This is a genomic window from Microbispora sp. H13382 (assembly GCF_014161445.1).
In the GTDB taxonomy this organism is placed as follows: Bacteria; Actinomycetota; Actinomycetes; order Streptosporangiales; family Streptosporangiaceae; genus Microbispora.
Genome location: NZ_JABBXA010000001.1, coordinates 639,878 through 663,232, shown reverse-complemented (window position 1 = coordinate 663,232; position 23,355 = coordinate 639,878). Strand labels below are relative to the sequence as shown.

Sequence of the window (23,355 nt, the reverse complement as noted above, 5' to 3'; positions counted from 1 at the left end):
CCCATAAATGACGGCGAATCGGGCGAATCGCTACTTATGGAGTCGCCCCTTACGGAGTCGACACAGGTCGGCGGGGGTGTCGACGTCCGCCGGGTCGCCCGCGTCGTCGCAGGGCACGGGCGTCACCAGCTCCGGGTGCGCGCGCAGGAAGGGACGCGCGCCGACGTCGCCCTCGGCGAGCGCGGCCACCTCCGCCAGGTGCTCGCGCGCGATGAGCACCGGGTTGCGGGGCGCTCCGCCGTACGCCGCGACGGCGACGCGGGCGCCTGCCTCGAACGCGGCGATCAGCCGGCGCACCGCCTCGGGCCGCACCAGCGGCTGGTCGGCCAGCGCGATCACCACCGCGGGGGCGGCCGGCGGGAGCGCGCGCAGCCCGGCCCGCAGCGACGACCCCATCCCGGCCGCCCAGCCGGGGTTGCGCACGACGACCGCGCCGGCGACCGGCACGTCGGCGGCCCCGAGGACGATGAGCACCGGCCGGCACCCGCCCTCGGCGAGCACCCGCGCGCCGCGGTCGGCCAGCCGCTCCCCCTCGAACTCCACCAGCGCCTTCGGCCCGCCGAACCGGCTGCCGCCCCCCGCGGCCAGCAGCAGCCCGGCGACCACCCCGCCGTTCACGGGAGATCACCGTGGATGCGTCCCGACGTCTCGGTCAGCGGCCTGCCGCTGCCGCCCCAGCGGAGCTGGATCAGCTCGGCCGCGATCGACACGGCCGTCTCCTCCGGCGTGCGCGCCCCGAGGTCGAGCCCGATCGGCGACCGCAGCCGGGCCAGTTCGTCCCCGGTCAGGCCGGCCTCGCGCAGCCGCGCCAGCCGGTCCGCGTGCGTGCGCCGCGACCCCATGGCCCCGACGTACGCCGCGGGGGTGCGCAGGGCCACCTCCAGCAGCGGCACGTCGAACTTCGGGTCGTGGGTGAGCACGCAGATCGCGGTGCGCTCGTCGACCTCGGCGGCGGCCAGGTAGTCGTGCGGCCAGGCGACCACGACCTCGTCGGCCTCGGGGAACCGCTTGGCGGTGGCGAAGACCGGCCGCGCGTCGCACACCACCACGTGGTAGCCGAGGAAGCGCCCGATCCGCGCGACGGCCGCGGCGAAGTCGATCGCGCCGAAGACCAGCATGCGCGGCGGCGGCGCGAACGACCGCACGAACACCCGCAGGTCGTCCAGGCGCCGCTCCCCCTCGGGGCCGTAGCGCCGCACGCCGGTCAGGCCCTGCGCGAGCATGCCGCGCACGTCGTCGTCCACGGCGTCGTCGAGCCGGGCCGAGCCGAGCGAGCCGGCCGCCCGGTCCGGCCAGACCACGCGGCGCGCCCCCACACGGCCGGGGCCCGCGACGATCGTGGCCACGGCGACCGGGCGACGCGCGGCGACGTCGGCGGCGAGCTTCCCCAGCTCCGGATAGTCCTCTATCGAGACCGGCTCCACGAACACGTCGATGATCCCGCCGCAGGTCAGGCCGACCGCGAAGGCGTCGTCGTCGCTCACGCCGTACCGCTGCAGCACCGGCGTCCCGGTGGCGACGACCTGCGCGGCGAGTTCGTAGACCGCTCCCTCGACACACCCGCCCGAGACGCTGCCCACCGCCTCGCCGTCGAGGACGGCCATGGCCGCCCCGGGCGGGCGCGGCGCGCTGCGGAAGGTGCCGACGACGGTGGCGAGCCCGAACCGCCGCCCCTCCTCCCACCAGCGCAGCACCTGGTCGAGCACGTCACGCATCGGCGCCCTCCTTCCGTGCCGTCCCGGCCCTCCGTACGGGCCGGTCGCCGGCCAGCAGCGCGGCCAGTGCCTCGTACGCGGCCAGGCTGTGCCCGGCGACGAAGTCCGTGACGTACGGCAGCGCCGCGCGGATCCCGGCGGTCATCGGCCGGTACGCCGGGTCGCCCTTGTGGGGGTTGACCCACACGACGCGGCGGGCCAGCCGGGACAGCCGGGCCATCTGCGCGCCCAGCAGGTCGGCCGGGCCCCGCTCCCACCCGTCGGACGCGATCACGACGATGGCGCCCCGCGGATCGGGCAGGCGCAGCAGCGCCCGCACCTCCTCCCCCAGCCGGGTGCCGCCGCTCCAGTCGGGGATGGCCGCCGAGCAGGCGTCCATGGCGAGACCGGGGTCGCGGTGACGGAGCGCGGGGGTGATCCTGGTGAGCCGCGTTCCCACGCTGAACACCTCGGTCGCCCTCGGCTCCGCGCGTACCAGGGCGTGGGCGAAGCGCAGCAGCGTGTCGGCGTACGCGGCCATCGAGCCGCTGACGTCCACCAGCATGACGACCCGCCGGGGGCGCGTCCCGCGCACGCGCCGGCGCAGCCGGGCCGGCGCGCCGCCGTGCCGCAGGATCTCCCTGACCGTGCGCCGGGCGTCGGTCGCACCGCCGTGGGGCGACGGGCGGTACCGCCGCGACCTGCGCGGCTGCCGCGTGCCGCGCAGCAGCGCGAGCAGGCGGTGCGCCTCCCGCCGCTCCGCCTCGCTCATCCGCGCCACGTCCCGGTGCCGCAGCACCTCGATCTCGCTCGCCGTGGCCGGAGGCGCGCCGGGCTCGCCCGCCGGTTCCTGTTCTCCGCCGCCGTACGGCGTGGCCACCGGGCGGGTCACGGACACGGTCGTCCCCCGCACGCGGCGCACCGCGGAGGAGGCGGAGAAGTAGGCGGCGAAGCAGCGGTCGTACCGCGGCAGGTCGTCGGGCCCGGCGCACAGCGTGAGGCGTCCCGCCCAGTAGACGTCCCGCCCGTCGGCGGCGTCGAGATGGCCGAGCGCCGCGAGGAAGCTCTGGGTGCGGTGGTGGTCGGCCGCCACCCCGGCCGCCCGCAGCGCGCGGGCGAAACCGGCCAGCACGGCGACCGGCCCGGGGCCGTCCCCGGCCCGGCGGGCCACGGCGACGCCGTCAGCCACGGCCGCCGCCCGGCGTGAGCAGCCCCATCGCCCGTACGGTCTCCTGGTCCTCCCGGTGCTTGAGCACCGCGCCCAGCGTGGCGGCCGCCAGGGCGGGGTCGAGCTCCGCCGCGCCGAGCGTGAGCAGGGCCTCGGTCCAGTCGAGGGACTCGGCGACGCCGGGCGGCTTGAGCAGGCCGGCCTCGCGCATCCGGCCCGCCGCCCGCGCCACGTCCGCCGCCAGCCGCTCGGCGCAGCCGGGCAGGCGCCGCCGCAGGATCGCCACCTCCCGGTCGAACCCCGGGTGCTCCAGCCAGTGGTAGAGGCAGCGCCGTTTGAGCGCGTCGTGCACCTCACGGGTGCGGTTGGAGGTCAGGACGACGACCGGCGGGGTCGCCGCGCTGATCGTCCCGATCTCCGGCACCGAGATCGTGAAGTCGGAGAGCACTTCGAGCAGGAACGCCTCGAACTCGTCGTCGGCCCGGTCGATCTCGTCGACGAGCAGCACGCTGGGCTGCGTCTCCAGGGCCCGCAGCAGCGGCCTGGCGATGAGGAACCGCCGGTCGTAGATCTCGCCCTCCAGAGCCGCGACGTCGGCCACTCCGGCCGCCTCGGCCGCCTTGAGGTGCAGGAGCTGGCGCGGGAAGTCCCAGTCGTACATGGCCTGCGCGGCGTCGAGGCCCTCGTGGCACTGCAGCCTGATCAGCGGCGCGTCCAGGATCGCCGCCAGCGTCTTGGCCAGCTCGGTCTTGCCGACGCCCGCCTCGCCCTCCAGGAACAGCGGCCGTCCCATCTTCAGGGCGAGGTAGGCCGCGGTCGTCACGCCCTCGTCGGCCAGGTAGTCGTGGTGGTCGAGCAGCTCCGCCAGCCTCGCCGGCGCGTCGATGCCCGAGATGGTGGTCGTCCGCCGCAGCACACGGACAGGCTACGCGGGGGGCGTCCGGCGAGGCTCTGGCCGAATCCGCCAAAGCCGGGCGCGTCGCACGGCGCCGCGTCGCCACGATCGCACAGATCTCCCCGTCCTCACTGCGAGGGGGCGGCGAGCACGGCGTCCAGCAGGCCGGGGAAGCGCTCGTCCAGGTCCTGCCTGCGCAGGCTCACGTACCGCTGCCGGCCCTCCGGGACGTTGCGGATCACACCGGCCTCGCGGAGGGTCTTCAGGTGGTGCGACAGCGTCGACTTCGGCACTTCTCCCCCGGTGGGCTGGCACGCCGCCACCTCCAGCGGGCCCTGCGCGAGCCGCCGTACGAGCGCCAGCCGCGAGGGGTCGCTGAGCGCGAACAGCACGTCGGTCAGCAGCAGGGTCGCGGTGTCGGGGTGCGGCAGGTCCCGGGCTCCAGACATGGTTCGATAATAGTTGAACTATTCGGCGCCTCGTCGTACGGTGTGACGGTTCGAGAATTTTGGAACCATTGACCACGCCGGAACCATTGACCAAGGGAGTGCCGTGATGACGACATCGGGGGACCGCGCGACGCCGGCGAACATCCTGGAGGCGGATCAGGACCCGCGAACGCCGGGCCCCGCACCCGGGCGGGGCGACGACGCGACCGGCGGTGTGCCGGCCGCGGCGGGGACGAGGTCTCGTGGCCGGATGTCGGGCAGGGCCGGCTTCTGGCTGCTCGCCGGGACCTTGGTGGCCTTCATGGTCGCCGCGAGCGCCCCCTCTCCCCTGTACGTGATCTACCAGCAGCGCTGGGGGTTCTCGGCGGCCACGCTGACCGCCGTCTTCGCGGTCTACGCCCTCGCGCTGCTGATCGCGCTGCTCACCGTCGGCGGGCTGTCCGACCACGTCGGCAGGCGGCCCGTGCTGATCGCGGCCCTGCTGGCCGAGGCGGCCGCCATGGTCGCGTTCCTGACCGCGGACGGCGTCGGGCCGCTGCTGCTGGCCAGGGCCGTGCAGGGCCTGGCCACCGGCGCGGCGATGGGCGCGATCAGCGCGGGCCTGGTGGACCTGCAGCCGGGATCGCACCGCGTCCGTCAACTGGGCGCGCTGGTCAACAGCGTCACGCCGGCCGGCGGCCTGGCCGCGGGGGCGCTCGGCGCGGGACTGTTCGTGCGTTACACCGCGACCCCGACGACGGCGATCTTCGTCCTGCTCACGGCCGTCTTCGCGCTGCTCGCGGCCGCGACGACGCTGCTGCCCGAGCCGGTCGCGCCCCGTCCCGGCAGGGGCCGGGACGCGCTCGTGTCACTGCGCCCGCGGGTGGCCGTGCCACGGCCCGCCCGCGGCGCGTTCGCGGCGGCCGCCCCCTGCCTGGTCGCCACGTGGGCGATGGGCGGGCTCTACCTGTCGCTGGGCGGCTCGCTCACGGCGGGCGTCCTGCGCATTCCCGACCACCTGGTCGGCGGGCTCGTCGTCACCGCGCTCACCGCCGCCGGGGCCGTGGCGTCACTGGTCGTGCGCGACCTGCCGGCGCCACGGGTCATGGCGGGCGGGTCGCTCGTGCTCGCCGCCGGCGCCGGCCTCACCCTGGCGGCGCTCGAGGCCGCGTCCACGCCGCTGTTCTTCGCCGGCACGGTCGTCGCGGGCTGCGGGTTCGGCAGCGCCTCCCTCGGCGCGTTCCGCTCGCTCGCGGCGCTGGCGGGGCCCGCCGAGCGGGCCGGGCTGTTCGCGTCCGTCTACGTCGTCAGCTACCTCGCCTTCAGCCTGCCCGCGGTCGCGGCGGGGCTCGCGGTGCCGTCGCTCGGCCTGCGGGCCACGGCCACCGTGTACGGCTGCGCGGTCGCCGTCCTCGCGCTCGTCGCGGCGGCTTCCGGCCTCGTCCGCGAGCGCGCGGCCCGCACGGCCTGAAGCCCACGCCGTGCCCGGGCGCTTAGGGTCGGAGCGTGAGCGACGATCAGACTCCGGCGCCGCCCGCCCGCCTCACGCGCTCGCCGGCCGGGCGGGCCCTCGCCGCCGAACTGGCCGCCCGCTGGGCGGAGCCGCACCGGCGCTACCACACGACCGCTCACCTGCGGGCGGTCCTCACCGCGATCGAGCCGCTCGGCGCCCAGGCGGAGGACCCCGGCGCCGTACGGCTGGCCGCGTGGTTCCACGACGCCGTCTACGACGGGCGGCCGGGGTGGGACGAGGAGCGCAGCGCCCAGCTCGCCCAGGCCCGGCTGCCCGCCTGCGGCCTGCCGGCGGAGCGGGTGCGGGAGGTCGCCCGGCTCGTGCGGCTGACGGCGGGGCACGCCTACGAGCCCGGCGACGTGAACGCGGCCGTACTGTGCGACGCCGACCTGGCGATCCTCGCGGCGCCGCCCGGGGCGTACGGGGCGTACACGAGGGCCGTACGCGAGGAGTACCGGCACGTGCCGGACGACGCCTTCCGGGCCGGACGGGCCGCGGTGCTTCGGGGGCTGCTCGGCAAGCCCCGCCTGTTCGGCACTCCCGTGGGCCGCGACCTGTGGGAGCGGCGGGCGCGCGAGAACCTCGCCGGGGAGCTGGCCCGCCTCTGCGACCGAGGCGCGGCGTGAACCTCGTCCGATGACCGGCCGCACGCCTTTACAGCGTAGATCTCGAACGGGTCTTCGGCCGTCGCAGGCCGGCCTCCCGCAGGCGGCGCACCAGTTCCTGACTGCCGACGGGCTCGGCCCCGAGGACCACGGCCCGGTCGTAGACCGTCTCCGGCACGTCGTAGTGGTCCCGGTCGAAGGCCCGCACGGGCACGCCGAGCAGACGGGCGAAATCGTGCAACTCCTCCAGCGAGGAGTCGCTGACCAGGTGGGACCACAGCAGCCCCCGGGGCCCCGGCCAGTTCGGCCGGTCGATCAGCACCGCCATGCACCCCTCCCGTGTCCGGGAGCGAGCATAACCCGGGGCGCGGGCCACGACCTCGTCGCCGCCCGCCCCCGGCGCCACGGCGGCCGGAGAAACGCCTGGCGTCCCTCCGGGCCGTCATGGCCGGACGTCCCTCAGCACTTCCCCTTTACTCGCGTGCACTTGGGACAGCATTTGTACTTACGGTGGTTCGTGCATCGGTAGGTGCACTTGGGCGGCTTCGGCTTCGCGTATGAATCGCCGGGAGCCGCCTGCGCGACCGCGGCGCCGGCGGCGCCCGTGGACGCCGACACCGACGGCGACGCCGCCGGCCAGAGCGCGACCGTGCCGAGCAGCGCCGAACCGATGACCATGCTGAATCGCCCACCTCGCATGGCCTTTCTCCTCTCCGATCAGGCCGCGATGCGGCGGATCGAGTGGTTCCTCCCCCATTGTCCGAATCGCTTCGGGGATGCGTCCAGCCCATCGCCCACCGCCGGAAAAATTCGATGTGAATCCCCATCCCGCCATTGGCATGGATCGGTGAATGGCGGCCCGGTCCCTTCGCGAACCGTGAGGCGGCGGCCAAATGTCCGTCCGACCACGGCATGAAAAGCGCCTCAACCCGGCAAAAGCCCGCATAGTCGGCAGCAGGGCGGCAACCGTCGCCCGGGACGCGCACTCGCCGCGACCACAGCGTCCGGTGTCCACAGCGTCCACGGGGGGGAAACGATGAACGCACGAACTGTCCGATCCGTTACCGCACTCGCGGCGGCGGCCGCGCTGACGATGGCGCTGCTCGTCGGCTGCGGCGGCACCACCGCCCCGGCGCCAGAGCACGCCGCCGTGGCCGGCCCCGCGGCGCTCGTCACGCCGACCGCGGCCGAGACCGAGTACAACTCGCCGTGCCCGGCCGGCGGCAACGCCAAGCGGTTCGCCAAGACCCGGTTCGCGCTGCACGCGGGTCTCGCCCTCGGCGCCTTCCACCGCTACATCTACAAACCACTGCGCAGCGGCGGTTTCAAGGCCGGAGCGGAGAAACGCAAGCGTACGATCGCCAAGGCCGCGATCGCCGGCGCCTTCGCCCTGCACCAGCTGAAGGTCGCCAAGGGCTTCGCCGCGGCCAATCCGACGTTGTGCAGGGCCGTCCAGGGCGTGAGCGACCAGTTCTCCGCGCTGACCGGCAAGCTGCAGAACGGCACCGCGACGGCGTCCGACGTCGACGCCGGCAAGAGCTCGATGGAGGGCCTGCAGCGCGACGCGTCGAAGACCGGCTACGGGTTCAAGGAGCAGAACGTCACCATCCCGGGCACGAGCTGACCTCCGCCACGGGACGCGGCCGGGCCGCCCCGGTCAGCCCACCTTGGAGAAGAACGCGCCGATGTCGGCGGCGAGGCGATCCGGCTGGTCCATCGCGATGAAGTGGTGGCCACCCGGGTTGTCCTCGGGCCAGTGGAGGATGGTGTTGTGGCGTTCGGCGAGCCGGCGGATGCCGGGCGGGCCGCTGTACACGCCGGTCGGCGCGACCGTCTGGCCCTCCGGCCAGCCGAAGCCGGTGCTCTCGTAGTACGGCCACGCCGACGTCCCGAACGTCCCGGTGAACCAGTACAGGCTCACATTGGTCAGGAACAGGTCCCGGTCGATCGCCTTCTCTAGAGGCCTGCCCGAGGCGTTGAACTCGTGGAACTTCTGGGTCATCCAGGCCAGTGCCGCGAGCGGCGAGTCGTGCCATCCGTACGTGAAGGTCTGCGGCGCCGCGCGCAGCAGCGCGTGGTGGTCGACGCCGTTCATCCAGTCCTGTTCCATCAACCGGGCGTAGGCCGCCCGCTCGTCCTCGGTCATCTCCGGAAGGTCCTTCTCCGTGGGGAACCCGAGACCGCTGACGATGTAGACGCCGGTCACGTTGCCCGGCGCCGCCTTGGCCACCTCCGGGGCGACGTAGGCCCCGAAGTCCCCGCCCTGCGCGCCGTACCGCTCGTAGCCGAGGCGGCGCATCAGCTCGGCCCAGGTCCGCGCCACGCGCGCCGCGGTCCAGCCGGCGCCGCGAGGCGGCGCGGAGAAGCCGAAGCCCGGAAGGGAGGGCGCCACGACGTGGAACGCCCGGGCGGGGTCGCCACCGTGCGTACGGGGGTCGGTGAGGCGGCCGATGAGCTCGGTGAACTCCAGGAACGAGTTCGGCCAGCCGTGCGTGAGGACGAGCGGCAGAGCATCGGGCTCGGCCGAGCGTACGTGCAGGAAGTGGATGTCCTGACCGTCGATCTCGGTCATGAACTGCGGGAACTCGTTCAGCCGCGCCTCGTGCGCGCGCCAGTCGTACTCCTGGCGCCAGTAGCGGGCGAGCTCCCGGAGGAAGGCGTGGGGGACGCCGCGGCTCCATCCGTCGCCGGGCAGCTCACGGGGCCAACGGGCACGGTCCAGCCGGTCGTTCAGGTCGTCCAGGTCGGCCGAAGCGATCTCAATGCGGAATGGGCGGATCTCGGTGCTCATGTCTCTCCCGATGCGTCGTGATGACGGGACCGACGTTAGGGGCCATGTAGGTCGCGATCTGTCCTATATGACCGGGCATGCTTGGCCCATGGGTGACATGTCCGCACGGTTGCTCGCTCTGCTGTCGCTGCTGCAGACGCCGCGCGAGTGGCCGGGAAGCGAGCTGGCCGAGCGTCTGGAGGTCAGCCCCCGGACCATCCGCCGCGACATCGACCGCCTGCGCGAGCTGGGATATCCGGTCCAGGCGACGATGGGCGCGGTGGGCGGTTACCGGCTCGCCGCGGGCACGGCCATGCCGCCGCTGCTGCTGGACGACGAGGAGGCGGTGGCCATCGCCGTCGGCCTGCGCACGGCCGCCGCGCATCCGGTGGACGGCATCGAGGAGGCGTCCGTGCGCGCCCTGGCCAAGCTGGAGCAGGTGCTGCCGTCCCGGCTGCGGCACCGGGTGGGCGCGCTCGCCGCCGCGACCGTGCCGATGCTCGCCGGAGCCGAGCCGCCCGTGGACCCGCGGACCCTGGTGGTGCTCGCCGGAGCCGCCGCCAACCGCGAACGCCTGCGCTTCGCCTACCGATCCGGCGACGGCACCGAGACCAAGCGGCTGACCGAGCCGTACCGCCTGGTCACGGCCGGACGCCGGTGGTACCTGCTGGCATACGACAACGACCGCGACGACTGGCGGATCTTCCGCGCCGACCGGATCGGCGCCCCTCACCCGACCGGCGTACGGGTCCCGGCTCGGGTGCCGCCGGAACAGGACCCGGCCGCGTTCGTCGCCGCCAGGCTGTACTCGTCCGCGCCCGTTTACGAGGTGGTGGCGACCCTGCGCCTTCCGGCCGGTCAGGCGGCAGGCCGGCTCGGCGCCGCCGCGGGGCACGTGGAGCCGATCGACGACCACAGCTGCCGCCTGCGCGGACCGGCCGACACGCTGGAGTGGCTCGCGTCACGTCTGCTCATGCTCGGCTGCGAGTTCGAGGTGCACGAGCCGCCTGAGCTGCGGGCGTATCTGCGTGCGCTGGGCGCCCGTGCCACCCGCGCCGGCGCCGTCAGCGGATAAACCTATTGACTTGGTAGGAAATATAGGCAACTCTGATGACGAATCCTTCTTCGTCGTCTGCGAGGTGTCTCATGTCCGTCGCCGAACTCGAGGGCGAATTCGGGGGTGCGGTCCGGGCCGATCCCCGGCCCCGCCCCCGCTCCGCCACGGCCCGCGGCCCTGGCAAGGGGTGGCACAGGAGGTGGGTCAGCCCTCTCGTCGTCGTGCTGCTGTGGCAGGCCGCCAGCGCGTCCGGGCTGCTGCCCGCCCGGCTGCTCGCCGCCCCGTCGCAGATCGCCGCGACCGCTCTCGACCTCGTGCGCACCGGGACGCTGCCCACGGCGATCGCGGTGTCCCTCGAACGGGTGCTGCTCGGCTTCGCCGCCGGAGCGGTCGCCGGCGTCGGCCTCGCGCTGGTCGCCGGGCTGAGCCGGGCCGGCGAGAACGCCGTCGACCCGATCATGCAGATGCTCCGGGCGCTGCCGTTCTTCGGGCTGATCCCGCTGTTCATCCTCTGGTTCGGGATCGGGGAGACGCCCAAGGTGCTGCTGGTGGCGCTCGCCGTCTCCTTCCCGCTCTACCTCAACACGTTCGCGGGGATCCGGGGCGTGGACGGCAAGCTCGCCGAGGTCGCCCGGACGCTCAGGCTCGGCAGGGCCGCGCTCGTGCGGCACATCGTGCTGCCCGGCGCGCTCCCCCAGACGCTCGTCGGGCTGCGGCAGAGCCTCGGCGTGGCCTGGCTGGCGCTGATCGTGGCCGAGCAGGTCAACGCCGACGCCGGGCTCGGCTACATGATCAACGACGCGCGGGAGTTCCTGCGCACCGACGTGATCGTGGTCGGCCTGCTGGTCTACAGCGCGCTCGGCCTGCTCACCGACGCCCTGGTCCGGCTCCTGGAGAGGAGGGCACTGGTATGGCGGCGCGAGTTCCTGTCCCGGTGAGTGTCCCGGTCAGTGTCCCGGTCAGTGTCCCGGTGAGTGTCCCTGCGAGCGTCACAGCGCAGGCAACCGTGCGCGGCCTCACCCGCCGGTTCGGCGACCGCACGGTGCTCGACGGCCTCGACCTGACGATCGGGCGCGGCGAGTTCGTCGCGCTCCTCGGCCGCAGCGGCTCGGGCAAGTCGACGCTGCTGCGCGCGCTCGCCGGCCTGGACGAGGAGGTCGAGGGCGGCCTGGAAGTGGAGGGCTCGGTGGCCGTGGCCTTCCAGGAGCCCCGGCTGGTGCCGTGGAAGCGGGTGCGTGACAACCTCACGCTCGGCCTGACCGCGCCCGACCCGGTCAGCAGAGCGGAGGCGGCGCTGGCCGAGGTGGGCCTGACCGAGCGGGCCGAGGCGTGGCCGCTGACGCTGTCCGGCGGCGAGGCGCAGCGGGCGAGCCTGGCCCGCGCCCTCGTCCGCGAGCCGGGGCTGCTGCTGCTCGACGAGCCGTTCAGCGCGCTCGACGCGCTGACCCGGATCACCGTGCACCGCCTGGTGCTCGACCTGTGGGCGGCGCACGGCCCGGCCGTGCTGCTGGTGACCCACGACGTGGACGAGGCGCTGCTGCTGGCCGACCGGATCCTGGTCCTCGACGGCGGGCGCGTGGCGCACGAGTGGACCGTCGCCGCCCCGCGCCCCCGGCACCGCGACCACCCCGACCTGCTCACCCTGCGCGCGGCGCTGCTGACCGCGCTGGGCGTCACCCCGGAGGGACCGGCATGACCAGGAGACTCCTCGCCGCGCTGCTGATCGTGTTGACGGCCGGCACGGCCTGCGCCTCGACGGGACAGAGCGCGCCAGGAGGGCGGGACGGACAGGCCCCCGGCCGCGTCACGCTGCGGGTCGGCGACCAGAAGGCCGGATCGCAGGCCCTTCTCAAGGCCGCCGGGCTGCTCGACGGCACCTCGTACGCGATCACGTGGTCGCAGTTCACCTCCGGCCCGCCGCTGCTGGAGGCGGTGAACGCCGGGGCCGTCGACATCGGCGGCGTGGGCAACACCCCGCCCGTCTTCGCGGCCGCCTCCGGCTCGAAGATCAAAATCGTGGCGGCGTACCGGCAGAGCGCCAAGGGATCGGCGATCCTCGTCCCCACCGGATCCGCGATCACCTCGGCGGCCCAGCTCAGGGGGAAGAAGATCGCGGTGGCGAAGGGCAGCTCGGCCCACTACCACCTGCTGGCGGTCCTCAAGAAGGAGGGCCTGTCCTTCGCGGACATCCAGCCGCAGTATCTGCAGCCCGCCGACGCCCTGGCGGCCTTCTCGTCCGGCACGGTGGACGCCTGGGCCATCTGGGACCCCTTCACCTCCCAGGCCAGAATCCAGCACCAGGCCCGGCTGCTGGTCGACGGCGAGGGCGTCGTCAACGGCCTGGGCTTCCAGGTCGCCGCTCCCGCCGCGCTCGGCGACGCGGGCAGGCGCGCCGCCGTCGGCGACTTCCTCACCCGGCTGGCCAAGGCGCGGATTTGGGCCGCGACCCACCTGGACGAGTGGGCGAAGGTGTGGGCGCAGGAGACCGGCCTGCCGGTCGAGGTGGCGGACGCGGCCGTCGCCAACGCCGTGGCCACCCCTGTCGTTATCGACGACGCGGTCGTCTCCTCCGAGCAGGAGATCGCCGACGCGTTCACCGCCGGTGGCCTCATCCCGGGCACCGTCACGTTCTCCCAGTTCGTGGACGACCGCTTCAACGACGTCGTCGGAAAGGCGCAGCAATGAGATTCCACTGGTTCCTGCCCACCTCGGGCGACGGCAGGGCGATCACCGGCGGCGGGCACGGTCTGGCGCGCCGGCACGGGCAGGCGGCGGCCTCCGCGTCCCGGCCGCCCACGATCGACTACCTCGCGCAGGTGGCCCGCGCGGCCGAACAGGCCGGGTTCGAGGCCGTGCTCACCCCCACGGGCACCTACTGCGAGGACGCCTGGCTGGTCACCGCCGCGCTGACCCAGGTGACGACCCGGCTGAAGTTCCTGGTCGCGTTCCGGCCCGGGGCGTTGTCCCCGACGCTCGCGGCGCAGATGGCCGCCACCTACCAGCGGATCTCCGGCGGCCGGCTGCTGCTGAACGTGGTGACCGGCGGGGAGGCGGCCGAGCAGCGGCGGTTCGGCGACCACCTGGGCAAGGACGAGCGGTACGCGCGGACCGACGAGTTCCTGTCGATCGTCCGCGGCGCGTGGGACGGCCCGTTCGACTTCAGGGGGAACTACTACGAGGTCGAGGGTGCGGCGGTCGCCGAGCGCCCCGACCCGGTGCCCGAGCTGTACTTCGGCGGTTCCTCGGCCGCCGCGGGCCCGGTGGCGGCCCGGCACGTCGACGTCTACCTCACCTGGGGCGAGCCGCCGTCCCAGGTCGCGGCCAAGCTCGACTGGATGCGCGAACTGGCCGCCGCCGAAGGCCGCACGCTGCGCTTCGGCATACGCCTGCACGTGATCACGAGGGACACCTCCAAGGAGGCGTGGGCGGAGGCGAAGCGGCTGCTCGACCAGATCTCCCCCGAGGACATCGCGTCGGCGCGGGCCGTCCTGTCCCGCAGCGAGTCGGTCGGGCAGCAGCGGATGCTCGCGCTCCACGAGGGCTACCGGGCGGGCTCACACGGCGGCAGGGTCCGGGACCTGGAGATCCACCCCGGCCTCTGGGCCGGGGTCGGCCTGGTGCGCGGCGGCGCCGGCACCGCGCTCGTCGGCAGCCACGCGGAGGTCGCCGACCTCGTCGAGGAGTACGCCTCGCTCGGCGTCGAGGAGTTCGTCCTGTCGGGCTACCCGCACCTGGAGGAGGCATTCTGGTTCGGCGAGGGCGTGCTGCCCGAGCTGCGCCGGCGCGGCCTGCTCGGCGCGCCCGCGCCCGTACGGCTGAGCGCCTGACGGCCCGCCGGGGCCCCCGCCGCCGTCACGGGCGGTCGGGGGCCTCGCCGCGTTCGCGGATGAGGGCGGTGAGCTGTGCCACCGCCCGGCGCGAGCGTTCCCGCTCGGTGCTCTGGATGCCCATCGCGCCTAGGCTGTTGCCGTCGGCGAGGTCCAGCTTGGGCCAGGGGTCGCCCTCCGCCATCGTGACGTCGAGCACCTCGGCCCACTCGAAGCGGTGCACCCGTATCGGGTTCACCACGGTGATGCCCTTCTCGTCCGCCCGCACCCGCAGGCGGCCGAGCAGGTGCAGCACGCACGCCACCGCGACGCCGAAGGCGACCATGCCCAGCCGGTCCGGGATCTTGAACTGCTCCGGCAGGCCGACCGCCATCAGGATCGAGCCGATCACCATCACCGCCGCCAGGCCGTACGCGATGATCGTCGTGATGCGGGGCCGCCAGGTGACGGGCAGCGGCGGCGCGCTCTCAGACATGACCACCCCCGTGCGTGGGCACTGCACGGCGGCGTACGGCGTGCCCGGCCGGCGGGGCCGCGGGCGGATGCTGCGTGATCACCAGTCAAGTCTTCCCGGCTCGGCGCTGCGGATGCGAGCGCTGCGGCTACGAGGTTCGGGCGAGGTCAGCCTGCGAGGCCGCGCAGGAGGAGCGCGGTCTCCAGGGCGGCGATCGTCGCCTCGTAACCCTTGTCCTCCTTGCTGCCCGGCACGCCGGACCGCTCGATCGCTTGATCAAGGGTGTCACAGGTCAGCACCCCGTTGCCCACCGGGGTCGACTCGTCGAGCGAGACCCTGGTCAGGCCCGCGGTCACCGAGTCGCAGACATAGTCGAAGTGGGCCGTCTCCCCCCGGATCACCACCCCGAGCGCGACGACGGCGTCGCAGCGCCGGGCCAGTGCCTGTGCGACCACCGGGATCTCCAGCGACCCGGCCACCCGGGCCGTGACCACGGCCGCGCCGCTGTCCCGCGCCGCCTGCTCGGCCCGCGCCAGCAACTGGTCGGTGATCTTCTCGTGCCACCGGGCGGCGACGATGCCGACGGTCAGCCCGCCCGCGTCCACCGTCCCCGCGTCCGGCCGTCCCTCGCCGCTCATACGTCCTCCTCGCCTGACGGCTCGGAGCCGCATGAGCGGACCGCGCCGTGTTCATCGATTCGCTCGCTACGCTCGCTCATACGCCCTCCTCACGCTCAGAGCCGGTCCGCCCGTTCATGAGGCCTCCCTGCCGAAGTGTTCGCCGTGGATGTCGCGCGGGACGCCGCCGGAGATCTCGTGGCCGAGCCGGTCGCGCTTGGCCGTCAGGTACCTCTCGTTGTACGGGTTCATCGCCACCGGCATGGGCTCGCGGCCCAGGACCTTGATGCCGTACCCGTCCATCCCCCGCACCTTGGCCGGGTTGTTGGTGAGCAGCCGCACCGACTTCACACCGAGGTCGGCGAGCATCTGCCCGGCGTTGGAGAACTCCCTGGCGTCCACCGGCAGCCCCAGCTCCAGGTTCGCGTCGACCGTGTCGCTGCCGTCGTCCTGCAGGCTGTAGGCCCGCAGCTTGGCCAGCAGGCCGATGCCCCGACCCTCGTGGCCGCGCAGGTACACGATCACGCCGCGCCCGTTCTCCGCGATCACGCGCATCGCGGTGTCGAGCTGCACGCCGCAGTCACAGCGCAGCGAGCCGAACACGTCGCCCGTGAGGCACTCCGAGTGCGCCCGGACGAGCACGTTCTCGCCGTCCTCGATGTCGCCGTACACCAGCGCGACGTGCTCGCCGCCGTCGAGCGCGCTGGCGTAGCCGTACGCGCGCCAGACGCCGTACCGGTTGGGGATGCGCGTCTCGGCGACCCGGGTGACCATCCGCTCGGACCTGCGGCGGTGCTCGATGAGCTGCTCGATCGACACCAGCGCGAGGTCGTGCTCGTCGGCGAACTCGCGCAGGCGGGGCAGGCGGGCCATCGTGCCGTCGTCGTTGACGATCTCGGCGAGCGCGCCGGCCGGGGAGAGCCCGGCGAGCCTGGCCAGGTCCACCGACGCCTCGGTGTGCCCGGGCCGCACCAGCACGCCGCCCTCGCGGTACCGCAGGGGGAAGATGTGCCCCGGCCGGACCAGCTCGTACGGCTCGGTGGCCGAGTCGCACAGCGTCCTGATCGTCTTGGCCCGGTCGGCGGCGGAGATGCCCGTCGTCACCCCGTCCCTGGCGTCGACGCTGATCGTGTACGCGGTGCGCAGGCGCTCGCGGTTGTCCTGCACCATCAGCGGCAGGCCGAGCCGGTCGAGCGTGGCGCCCTCCATGCCCACGCAGATCACACCGCTGGTGTAACGGATCATGAAGGCGACCAGCTCCGGCGTCGCCTTGGACGCCGCGAAGATGAGGTCGCCCTCGTTCTCGCGGTTCTCGTTGTCCACGACCACGACGGGCCGCCCGTCCCTGATGTCGTTGACGGCCCGTTCGATCGGGTCCAGCCTTATCCCACTCATGCGACCACCGCCCGCAACTCGCGCGACTGCCGCAGCCAGCCGCGGAAACCGATCATGACCATCACGAAGAACACCCCGTAGACCAGGCCGGAGACCACCAGTCCGGAGCTGAACGCCAGCGGCACACCGACGAGGTCCACCGCCACCCAGACGATCCAGAAGTCGACCAGGGCCCTGCCCTGCGCCCACGTCGCGACCGCGCTGCCGACGAAGATGTACGCGTCGGGCCAGGGCGCCCAGGAGATGTTCAGGCCCCGCGCGTTGAGATAGGTGAACAGCAGGGCGACCGCGACCGTCCCGGCGGCCATGACGCCCACGAGCGCCGCCCGCTCCCTGACGCGTGCCGAGCGGATCGGCAGTTCGGCGCCGCCACGGGTGCCGCGCGACCACTTCACCCAGCCGTAGACGGCGAGGACGCCGAACAACGCCTGCTTGAGCGCGTTGCCGGTGATGTGCGCGCTGACCGACGCCACGAACAGCAGCACCGACCCGAGCAGCTGCACCGGCCAGGTCCAGATCGTTCTCCTGATCGCGAGCCAGACCGTGCCGAGCGCGCACACGTTGCCGACCAGGTCGGTCCACAGCACGGGCTTGCCGAAAACGTAGAACGCCGCCGCGTCCGTCCAGCTCATGCCCGCGTTCCCAGGGTGAGCTTCTCGACGTACTTGGCGATCACGTCCACCTCGAGGTTGACCGGCTCGCCGGGCTGCTTGCGGCCCAGCGTGGTGAGGCCGAGGGTGGTGGGGATCAGGCTGACGGCGAAGGAGTCCTCCGCCACACCGGCCACGGTGAGGCTGACGCCGTCCACCGCGATCGAGCCCTTCTCCACGACGTACCGGGCGAGGTTCGCGGGCAGCGAGAGCCGTACGACCTCCCAGTGCTCCCCGGGCTCGCGTGACAGCACCTCCCCGGTCCCGTCCACGTGGCCCTGCACGATGTGCCCGCCGAGGCGCTGGTCGGCCCGTACGGCGCGCTCCAGGTTGACCCGCGCGCCGGGACGCAGGGCCCCGAGCGAGGACCGGTCGAGGGTCTCCCTCATCACGTCGGCGGTGAAGGAGTCCCCCTCTACCTCGGCCACCGTGAGGCAGACGCCGTTGACGGCGATCGAGTCGCCGTGCCCGGCGTCGCCGGTGACGACCGCGCCGCGCACCGTGAGGCGCGCGGAGTCGCCCCGCGGCTCTAGTGCCACGACCTCGCCGAGTTCCTCGACGATTCCGGTGAACATTCAGCTCTCCTTAGGGGACGTGCGGCCGGAGGACTTCGAAGGCACAGGGGACTTCGACGGCACAGGGGACTGCGGACGCAGGACCAGCTTGAGGTCCGGTCCGACGGGGGTCGCTTCGGCGAACTCCAGCCGGTGGATCTCGGTGATCGTCGACACTCCCGCGGCGCCGAGCGCGGCCGGCCCCGCGCCCAGCAGCGCCGGGGCGAGGTAGCCGACGACCCGGTCGACCAGGCCTTCCCGGAGGAAGGCGCCCGCGAGCGTGGGCCCGCCTTCGACCATCACGCTCACGACCTGCCTGCCGTGCAGTTCGGCCAGGAGGGCGTGCAGGTCGATCCCGCCGGGGACGCGAGGGAGCCGTACGGCGTGGCGGGACAGGTGGGCGGGGACGGCGGCGTCCTCGGCCACGGCGACCAGCGTGGGGGCCTCGCCGTCGAGAACGCGGGCCGTGGCGGGGGTGCGGGCGCCCGGGTCCACGACCACGCGCAGCACGGGCGCCGCGCGCGAGGTAGCGGGGACACGGGCGGTGAGCTGAGGGTCGTCGGCGAGCACGGTGCCGATGCCGGCGACGACGGCGTCGCTCTCGGCCCGCAGGCGGTGCACGTCTGCCCTGGCCTCCGGCGAGGTGATCCACTGGCTGGTGCCGTCCTCGGCCGCCGAACGCCCGTCGACCGTGGCGGCGAACTTCCAGGTCACGTACGGCCTGCCGGCCCGCACAGAGGTCAGCCAGGCGGCGTTGACCTCCTCGGCCTCGGCGGTCAGCACGCCCTCGTCCACCACGACGCCGTGCCGCCGCAGTGTGGCGGCTCCGCCGGCGGCCTTGGGATTGGGGTCGGAGACGGCGACGACGACGCGGGCCACGCCCGCCTCCAGGAGGGCGGCGGTGCAGGGGCCGGTCCTGCCGGTGTGGTCGCAGGGCTCCAGGGTCACGTAGGCCGTGCCGCCCCTGGCCCGTCCGCCCGCCTCGCGCAGCGCCACGACCTCGGCGTGGGGGCCGCCCGCGTAGGCGTGGAAGCCCTCTCCCGCGACCTCGCCCGACGGGTCGAGGATCACGCAGCCGACGACGGGATTGGGGCTGGCGCCGCCCAGGCCCCGGGCGGCGAGCGCGATGGCGCGCCGCATGTGAAGGATGTCCCCTGAGGTCACCCCGGTCTTCCTCTCGCCGTTGTCTACGGCGGGCCCCGGGGGTGGTCGGAGATGCGGCCTCGCATCACCCGCACGGGCGGCATCGCTGCCGGCGCGGCCACACGGCCGCCCGGCGGCACCACGGCCGCCCGTTCGCGCGCTTCCTCCCATCCGGACTTTCACCGTCGGTCCTGGAATCTCACCAGGTCCACCGGCCGATGGCTTCGGCCGGGTCGCGGACTGTCACCCCTGGGGACAGGGGTGTCACCGCCGGTTCGGAATTACACCGACCCCGGAGCACGCTGCTCTGCTACCCGTCAGTGTAGCGATGCCCGGCTCGTTGCCCTAGCGCGGGATTGCGGTGATCTGCGGCACATGCTTATCGGATGCGCTCAGTCTCAGGCATGTGCGGTTTGTGTCACAAAGTTGTGACACAACGGCATTTATGTAATAAACAGTCTCCCGTGCCGCGTATACCGAGGTCAATGCGGTCGCAGGACACAAGGTGATTTACTTTGCACAACGAAGCAAGCAAGTGGCGAACTACCCGCCTCAAGTGATTGACCCGCGCAAAATTAGTTGCCAGGGTTCCCTATAGTCGGATCTCTTCCGATCGTTAATGGTCCATCCGGGAGCACCGCACCATGACGTTCCCCTCCTCGACCACGACCGACGACACCGCCGCGGACTCCGTGGAGACGACGGCATCGTCCGGGTCCGGTCCCGCCATCGTCGGCCGTTCGCCCGGTCAGCTCATGTGGCGCCGGTTCCGGCGCGACAAGACCGGCGTGGTCTCGGCGATCATCGTGCTCGCGTTCTTCCTGATCGCGCTCCTGGCACCCGTGATCTCCGCCTTGTACGGCAAGGACCCGTACACCACATACGGGCAGAACCAGCCGGGCCTGCTCAACGAGTACGGCTATCCCATCGCCCCGAACGGCGGCATGAGCGGCGAATTCTGGTTCGGCCTGGAGCCGGGCCTGGGCCGCGACGTATTCATGCAGCTCGTGTACGGCATTCGCACGTCGCTGAGCATCGCGGTCATCGTGACCGTGATCACGACGGTCATCGGCGTCGTGATGGGCATCACCTCGGGCTACCTCGGCGGCAAGACCGACTACGTGATCGGCCGTGTCATCGACACGCTGCTGGCCTTCCCCTCGCAGCTCTTCCTGATCGTCTTCCTGCCGGTCGTCGAGGCCGCGATCGTGCTGCCGGAGGAGGAGACGCCGGTCTGGCTCAGGTACGTGTCGATCTGCGTCGTCCTGACCGTCCTCGGCTGGGCCACGATCGCCCGCCTGCTGCGCGCCCAGGTGCTGTCGCTGCGGACGCGCGAGTTCGTCGAGGCCGCCCGCGTCACGGGCGCCTCTCCGGGCCGCGTCATCTTCAAGGAACTGCTGCCGAATCTCTGGACGCCGATCATCATCCAGGCCACCCTCGCGCTGCCGCTGTACGTGGGCGCCGAGGCGGGCCTCGGCTTCCTGGGCGTCGGCATGACCGAGCCCACCCCCGACTGGGGCCGGATGTTCCAGGTGGGCGCCAACGTCTACCACTCCGACGTGACGTATCTGATCTTCCCGGGCGTGTCGATGCTGATCTTCGTCGTCGCCTTCAACCTGCTCGGGGACTCCATCCGCGACGCCTTCGACCCCAAGACCAAGCGCTGACCACACGCGCTCTCCCCCATAGGAAGGACCATATGAGATCGCATAGCAGGCGGATCGCCTCGATGACGGCCGTGCTCGCGGCGGGGGCGCTCGCCCTCGCCGGCTGCGCCAAGGGCGGTGGCGGCGGGGCGCCCCAGGGCGCCGCGAGCACCTCCCAGAAGCCGCTCGAGAACAAGGCGGTCAGCGCGATCACGGTCGGCACCGCCCAGGACTCCACGGGCCCCGCCCCGGAGATCCAGGGCGCCAAGTCCGGCGGCACGGTCTACATGATCGACCGCGACGACTTCAGCCACCTGGACCCGGGCCGCGTCTACGTGAACTACAACTCCTCGGTGTCCAAGCTGTTCACCCGGACGCTGACGGCGTACAAGCACGACGAGTCGGGCAACATCAAGCTCGTCGGCGACCTCGCCACCGACACCGGCACCACCGACGACGGCGGCAAGACGTGGAAGTTCGCGCTCAAGGACGGCCTGAAGTGGCAGGACGGCTCGCCGATCACCTCCGCTGACATCAAGTACAGCTTCGAGCGCCTGTTCGCCGACTTCATCACCGAGGGCCCGGACTACGCCGAGACCTGGCTGGTCCCGGACCCGAACAAGCCGTTCCGCGACCAGTACAAGGGCCCGTACGACGGCAAGGAGCTCGACACGATCGAGACTCCGGACGACAAGACGGTGGTCTTCCACCTCAACGGGGAGCACCCGGACTTCAACTTCACCGTGGCCATGACCGGCTACGGCGCCGTGCCCAAGGCGCAGGACACCAAGCAGAAGTACGACAAGCAGCCGTTCTCGTCCGGTCCGTACAAGATCGTGAGCCACATCACGGACAAGTCGATGGACCTGGAGCGCAACGAGCACTGGGACCCGAAGACCGACCCGATCCGGCACGCCTACCCGGACAAGTTCCACATGGAGTTCGGAGTCCAGGCCCAGCAGACCACCGAGCGCTTCATGGCCGACACCGGCAACGACAAGAACGCGTTCACCTTCCACAACGCGGTCGCGGCCGAGCGGGTCCAGGAGGTGCTGGGCAACGCCGAGCTGATGAAGCGGTCGGTGCAGGGCCTGACGCCGTTCACCACCTTCTACAACATCAACACCAAGCGGATCACCGACGTCAACGTCCGCAAGGCGATCATCACCGCCTGGCCCGCCAAGCAGATCCAGCAGATCTCGGGCGGCGAGGTGAACACCGGCAAGATCGCCACGACCGTGATGAGCCCGACCGTCCTCGGTTACGAGGCGTTCGACCTGTACGGCAAGCTGGCCAAGCCCGAGGGCGACCCCGAGGCGGCCAAGAAGCTGCTGGCCGACTCGGGCAACCCGAACCCGACCGTCGTCTACGCCTACAACCAGACGCCGACGCAGGAGAAGGTCACCGTCGCCATCAAGGAGGCGCTGACCAAGGCCGGCTTCAAGGTGGTGGCCAAGCCGCTCAACCCGACGACGTACTACGACGCCATCGGTCCGGTGGACAACAAGTTCGACATCTACTGGGGCGGCTGGGCGGCTGACTGGCCGACCGGTTCGACCGCGATCCAGCCGCAGTTCGACGGCCGCCAGATCGCGGACAACGCGCCGAACTACACCCACATCAACGTGCCGGAGATCAACGAGGCCATCGATAAGGCCAACGCGATCACCGACGCCGCCGAGGCGGGCAAGGCCTGGGCCGCGATCGACAGGATGATCATGGAGCAGGCCGCGATCGTGCCCGAGTACTACCAGACCTACTTCGGTCTGTACGGCTCGGGTCTCGGCGGGGTGAAGATGGACCCGATCGAGGGCGAGCAGTCGGCGCTCGACATCTGGGTCAAGTAGCAGCAACCCGGTCCGCCGTCCCCGTCGCGGGGGGCGGCGGACCTCCGGCCCGCCCGCAGGAGCAAGTGCGAGATCATGACCAGCTTTCTGGTACGCCGCGTCGCCGGCGCCCTCGTGATCCTGCTGATCATCAGCGCGATCACGTTCTACCTCTTCTACGCGATCCCGCGTGACCCCGCCCGGGCGTTCTGCGGCAAGATCTGCCAGCCGGAGACGCTGGCGCTGATCCGCCACAACCTCGGCATGGACGAGCCGCTGTTCGTGCAGTACTGGCACTGGCTCGTCGGCATCTTCGTGGGCCGTGAGTTCGTCCAGTTCGGCGAGTGTCCCGCGCCGTGCCTCGGCTACTCCTTCGCCACCCAGGAGCCCGTCTTCGGCGCCATCGTCGACCGCTTCCCGGTGACGCTGTCGCTCACCGTCGGCGCGTCCGTGGTCATCCTGGCGTTCGGCATCCTCACCGGCATGATCGCGGCCTGGAAGGTCGGGCAGCCGCTCGACAAGGTCGCCAGCGCGTCGTCGGTCATCGGCGCCTCGCTGCAGATCTACTTCGTCGGGCCGCTGCTGGCGTTCTACCTCGTGGACACCATGCAGCTGATCCCGCGCCCGTCCTACGTGCCGATCACCGAGAGCCCGCTGGAGTGGTTCACCCACCTCCTGCTGCCGTGGGTGGTGCTGTCGATCATCTTCACCGCCAACTACACGCGCATGACCCGGTCGCAGATGGTCGAACAGCTCGCCGAGGACTACGTGCGCACGGCGCGCGCCAAGGGCATGTCGAACCGTGCGGTCTTCTTCCGCTTCGCCTGGCGTGGCGCGATGATCCCCATCGTCACGATCTTCGGCGTCGACCTGGCCACGCTCCTGGGCGGCGCGATCATCACCGAGCAGACGTTCAGCCTGCACGGCATCGGCGAGCTCGCCGTACGGGCGGTGCAGAACACCGACCTGCCGATGCTGCTCGGCGTGACCATCGTGGGCGCGGCGGCGATCGTTCTGCTGAACATCGTCGTGGACGTGCTCTACGCGTTCATCGATCCGCGGGTCCGCCTGGGCTGAGCCCCGCCCCACCGAGTCGAACCTGGAACTGGAGCA

General features: G+C 72.4%; 24 protein-coding genes and 1 riboswitch. Of the genes, 11 read left to right on the top strand and 13 right to left on the bottom strand.

Going from position 1 to position 23,355, the window contains the following annotated elements; all coding sequences use genetic code 11:
- Nucleotides 1-30 precede the first annotated feature (30 nt).
- The 5 genes from HHX41_RS02960 to HHX41_RS02940 form a co-directional block, all read right to left on the bottom strand.
- The gene (locus tag HHX41_RS02960) at nt 31-618 is read right to left on the bottom strand and encodes a nucleotidyltransferase family protein (protein WP_310741741.1); all 588 of its coding nucleotides are present in this window, start codon (nt 616-618) and stop codon (nt 31-33) included.
- Nucleotides 615-1,715 carry an XdhC/CoxI family protein gene (locus HHX41_RS02955; RefSeq protein WP_182904676.1) on the bottom strand — a complete coding sequence of 367 codons (1,101 nt, stop codon included), beginning with the start codon at nt 1,713-1,715 and terminating at the stop codon, nt 615-617. Before HHX41_RS02955 ends, HHX41_RS02960 begins: the two co-directional genes overlap by 4 nt.
- Complete coding sequence (locus HHX41_RS02950; protein WP_310741740.1) at nt 1,708-2,883, bottom strand: VWA domain-containing protein; 1,176 nt, start codon at nt 2,881-2,883, stop codon at nt 1,708-1,710. Before HHX41_RS02950 ends, HHX41_RS02955 begins: the two co-directional genes overlap by 8 nt.
- Nucleotides 2,876-3,778 carry a MoxR family ATPase gene (locus HHX41_RS02945; RefSeq protein ID WP_182904675.1) on the bottom strand — a complete coding sequence of 301 codons (903 nt, stop codon included), beginning with the start codon at nt 3,776-3,778 and terminating at the stop codon, nt 2,876-2,878. Before HHX41_RS02945 ends, HHX41_RS02950 begins: the two co-directional genes overlap by 8 nt.
- 107 nt (nt 3,779-3,885) lie before the next feature.
- On the bottom strand, nt 3,886-4,206 hold the full coding sequence (locus HHX41_RS02940) for a helix-turn-helix transcriptional regulator (protein WP_169978519.1): 321 nt from the start codon (nt 4,204-4,206) through the stop codon (nt 3,886-3,888).
- 106 nt (nt 4,207-4,312) lie between these two features.
- On the opposite strand from HHX41_RS02940, the gene HHX41_RS02935 reads away from it, so the two are divergent.
- Together HHX41_RS02935 and HHX41_RS02930 are read left to right on the top strand one after the other, a co-directional pair.
- Complete coding sequence (locus HHX41_RS02935) at nt 4,313-5,656, top strand: MFS transporter (RefSeq protein ID WP_220503638.1); 1,344 nt, start codon at nt 4,313-4,315, stop codon at nt 5,654-5,656.
- A gap of 35 nt (nt 5,657-5,691) precedes the next feature.
- The gene (locus HHX41_RS02930; protein ID WP_182904674.1) at nt 5,692-6,324 is read left to right on the top strand and encodes a metal-dependent phosphohydrolase; all 633 of its coding nucleotides are present in this window, start codon (nt 5,692-5,694) and stop codon (nt 6,322-6,324) included.
- Nucleotides 6,325-6,352: 28 nt separating this feature from the next.
- Here HHX41_RS02930 and HHX41_RS02925 read toward each other — a convergent pair whose 3' ends face one another.
- Nucleotides 6,353-6,631, bottom strand: a complete 279-nt coding sequence (locus tag HHX41_RS02925) for a DUF4031 domain-containing protein (RefSeq protein WP_169978523.1) — start codon at nt 6,629-6,631, stop codon at nt 6,353-6,355.
- A gap of 708 nt (nt 6,632-7,339) precedes the next feature.
- On the opposite strand from HHX41_RS02925, the gene HHX41_RS02920 reads away from it, so the two are divergent.
- Nucleotides 7,340-7,927 carry a hypothetical protein gene (locus HHX41_RS02920; RefSeq protein WP_169978525.1) on the top strand — a complete coding sequence of 196 codons (588 nt, stop codon included), beginning with the start codon at nt 7,340-7,342 and terminating at the stop codon, nt 7,925-7,927.
- 33 nt (nt 7,928-7,960) lie between these two features.
- Here HHX41_RS02920 and HHX41_RS02915 read toward each other — a convergent pair whose 3' ends face one another.
- The gene (locus HHX41_RS02915) at nt 7,961-9,094 is read right to left on the bottom strand and encodes an epoxide hydrolase family protein (RefSeq protein WP_182904673.1); all 1,134 of its coding nucleotides are present in this window, start codon (nt 9,092-9,094) and stop codon (nt 7,961-7,963) included.
- Nucleotides 9,095-9,182: 88 nt separating this feature from the next.
- On the opposite strand from HHX41_RS02915, the gene HHX41_RS02910 reads away from it, so the two are divergent.
- The 5 genes from HHX41_RS02910 (at nt 9,183) to HHX41_RS02890 (ending at nt 13,957) form a co-directional block, all read left to right on the top strand.
- Nucleotides 9,183-10,148, top strand: coding sequence for a YafY family protein (locus HHX41_RS02910; protein ID WP_182904672.1), 966 nt, complete (start codon nt 9,183-9,185; stop codon nt 10,146-10,148).
- Nucleotides 10,149-10,219: 71 nt separating this feature from the next.
- Complete coding sequence (locus tag HHX41_RS02905; protein WP_169978531.1) at nt 10,220-11,068, top strand: ABC transporter permease; 849 nt, start codon at nt 10,220-10,222, stop codon at nt 11,066-11,068.
- Between the two features lie 32 nt (nt 11,069-11,100).
- Nucleotides 11,101-11,826 (top strand): ABC transporter ATP-binding protein, encoded by a 726-nt coding sequence (locus HHX41_RS02900; protein ID WP_310741739.1) that lies wholly within the window; start codon nt 11,101-11,103, stop codon nt 11,824-11,826.
- A complete protein-coding gene (locus tag HHX41_RS02895) occupies nt 11,823-12,815 on the top strand; it encodes an ABC transporter substrate-binding protein (protein ID WP_182904670.1) in 993 nt (330 codons plus the stop codon). The genes HHX41_RS02900 and HHX41_RS02895 overlap by 4 nt, the downstream gene beginning before the upstream one ends.
- Complete coding sequence (locus HHX41_RS02890; RefSeq protein WP_182904669.1) at nt 12,812-13,957, top strand: LLM class flavin-dependent oxidoreductase; 1,146 nt, start codon at nt 12,812-12,814, stop codon at nt 13,955-13,957. Before HHX41_RS02895 ends, HHX41_RS02890 begins: the two co-directional genes overlap by 4 nt.
- 25 nt (nt 13,958-13,982) lie before the next feature.
- Here the strand turns inward: HHX41_RS02890 and HHX41_RS02885 are convergent, their stop codons facing one another.
- The 6 genes from HHX41_RS02885 to ribD all read right to left on the bottom strand — a co-directional run bounded on the left by HHX41_RS02885 (nt 13,983) and on the right by ribD (nt 18,791).
- A complete protein-coding gene (locus HHX41_RS02885) occupies nt 13,983-14,432 on the bottom strand; it encodes a PH domain-containing protein (protein ID WP_182904668.1) in 450 nt (149 codons plus the stop codon).
- A 146-nt stretch (nt 14,433-14,578) separates the two neighbouring features.
- The gene (ribH, locus tag HHX41_RS02880) at nt 14,579-15,049 is read right to left on the bottom strand and encodes a 6,7-dimethyl-8-ribityllumazine synthase (RefSeq protein WP_169978541.1); all 471 of its coding nucleotides are present in this window, start codon (nt 15,047-15,049) and stop codon (nt 14,579-14,581) included.
- A gap of 114 nt (nt 15,050-15,163) precedes the next feature.
- Nucleotides 15,164-16,423 (bottom strand): bifunctional 3,4-dihydroxy-2-butanone-4-phosphate synthase/GTP cyclohydrolase II, encoded by a 1,260-nt coding sequence (locus tag HHX41_RS02875; RefSeq protein ID WP_182904667.1) that lies wholly within the window; start codon nt 16,421-16,423, stop codon nt 15,164-15,166.
- Nucleotides 16,420-17,055, bottom strand: a complete 636-nt coding sequence (locus tag HHX41_RS02870; protein WP_182904666.1) for a nicotinamide mononucleotide transporter family protein — start codon at nt 17,053-17,055, stop codon at nt 16,420-16,422. Before HHX41_RS02870 ends, HHX41_RS02875 begins: the two co-directional genes overlap by 4 nt.
- Nucleotides 17,052-17,648 carry a riboflavin synthase gene (locus HHX41_RS02865; protein WP_169978547.1) on the bottom strand — a complete coding sequence of 199 codons (597 nt, stop codon included), beginning with the start codon at nt 17,646-17,648 and terminating at the stop codon, nt 17,052-17,054. The genes HHX41_RS02870 and HHX41_RS02865 overlap by 4 nt, the downstream gene beginning before the upstream one ends.
- Nucleotides 17,649-18,791: a bifunctional diaminohydroxyphosphoribosylaminopyrimidine deaminase/5-amino-6-(5-phosphoribosylamino)uracil reductase RibD gene (gene ribD, locus HHX41_RS02860; protein ID WP_310741738.1), complete on the bottom strand. Its 1,143-nt coding sequence runs from the start codon at nt 18,789-18,791 to the stop codon at nt 17,649-17,651.
- A gap of 132 nt (nt 18,792-18,923) precedes the next feature.
- A riboswitch (FMN riboswitch) is annotated at nt 18,924-19,075 on the bottom strand.
- A 339-nt stretch (nt 19,076-19,414) separates the two neighbouring features.
- Here ribD and HHX41_RS02855 point away from each other — a divergent pair.
- The 3 genes from HHX41_RS02855 (at nt 19,415) to HHX41_RS02845 (ending at nt 23,319) form a co-directional block, all read left to right on the top strand.
- Complete coding sequence (locus HHX41_RS02855; protein WP_182904665.1) at nt 19,415-20,437, top strand: ABC transporter permease; 1,023 nt, start codon at nt 19,415-19,417, stop codon at nt 20,435-20,437.
- 32 nt (nt 20,438-20,469) lie between these two features.
- Nucleotides 20,470-22,263 (top strand): ABC transporter substrate-binding protein, encoded by a 1,794-nt coding sequence (locus tag HHX41_RS02850; protein ID WP_169978551.1) that lies wholly within the window; start codon nt 20,470-20,472, stop codon nt 22,261-22,263.
- 75 nt (nt 22,264-22,338) lie between these two features.
- A complete protein-coding gene (locus HHX41_RS02845) occupies nt 22,339-23,319 on the top strand; it encodes an ABC transporter permease (protein ID WP_182904664.1) in 981 nt (326 codons plus the stop codon).
- The last annotated feature ends 36 nt before the right edge of the window (nt 23,320-23,355 follow it).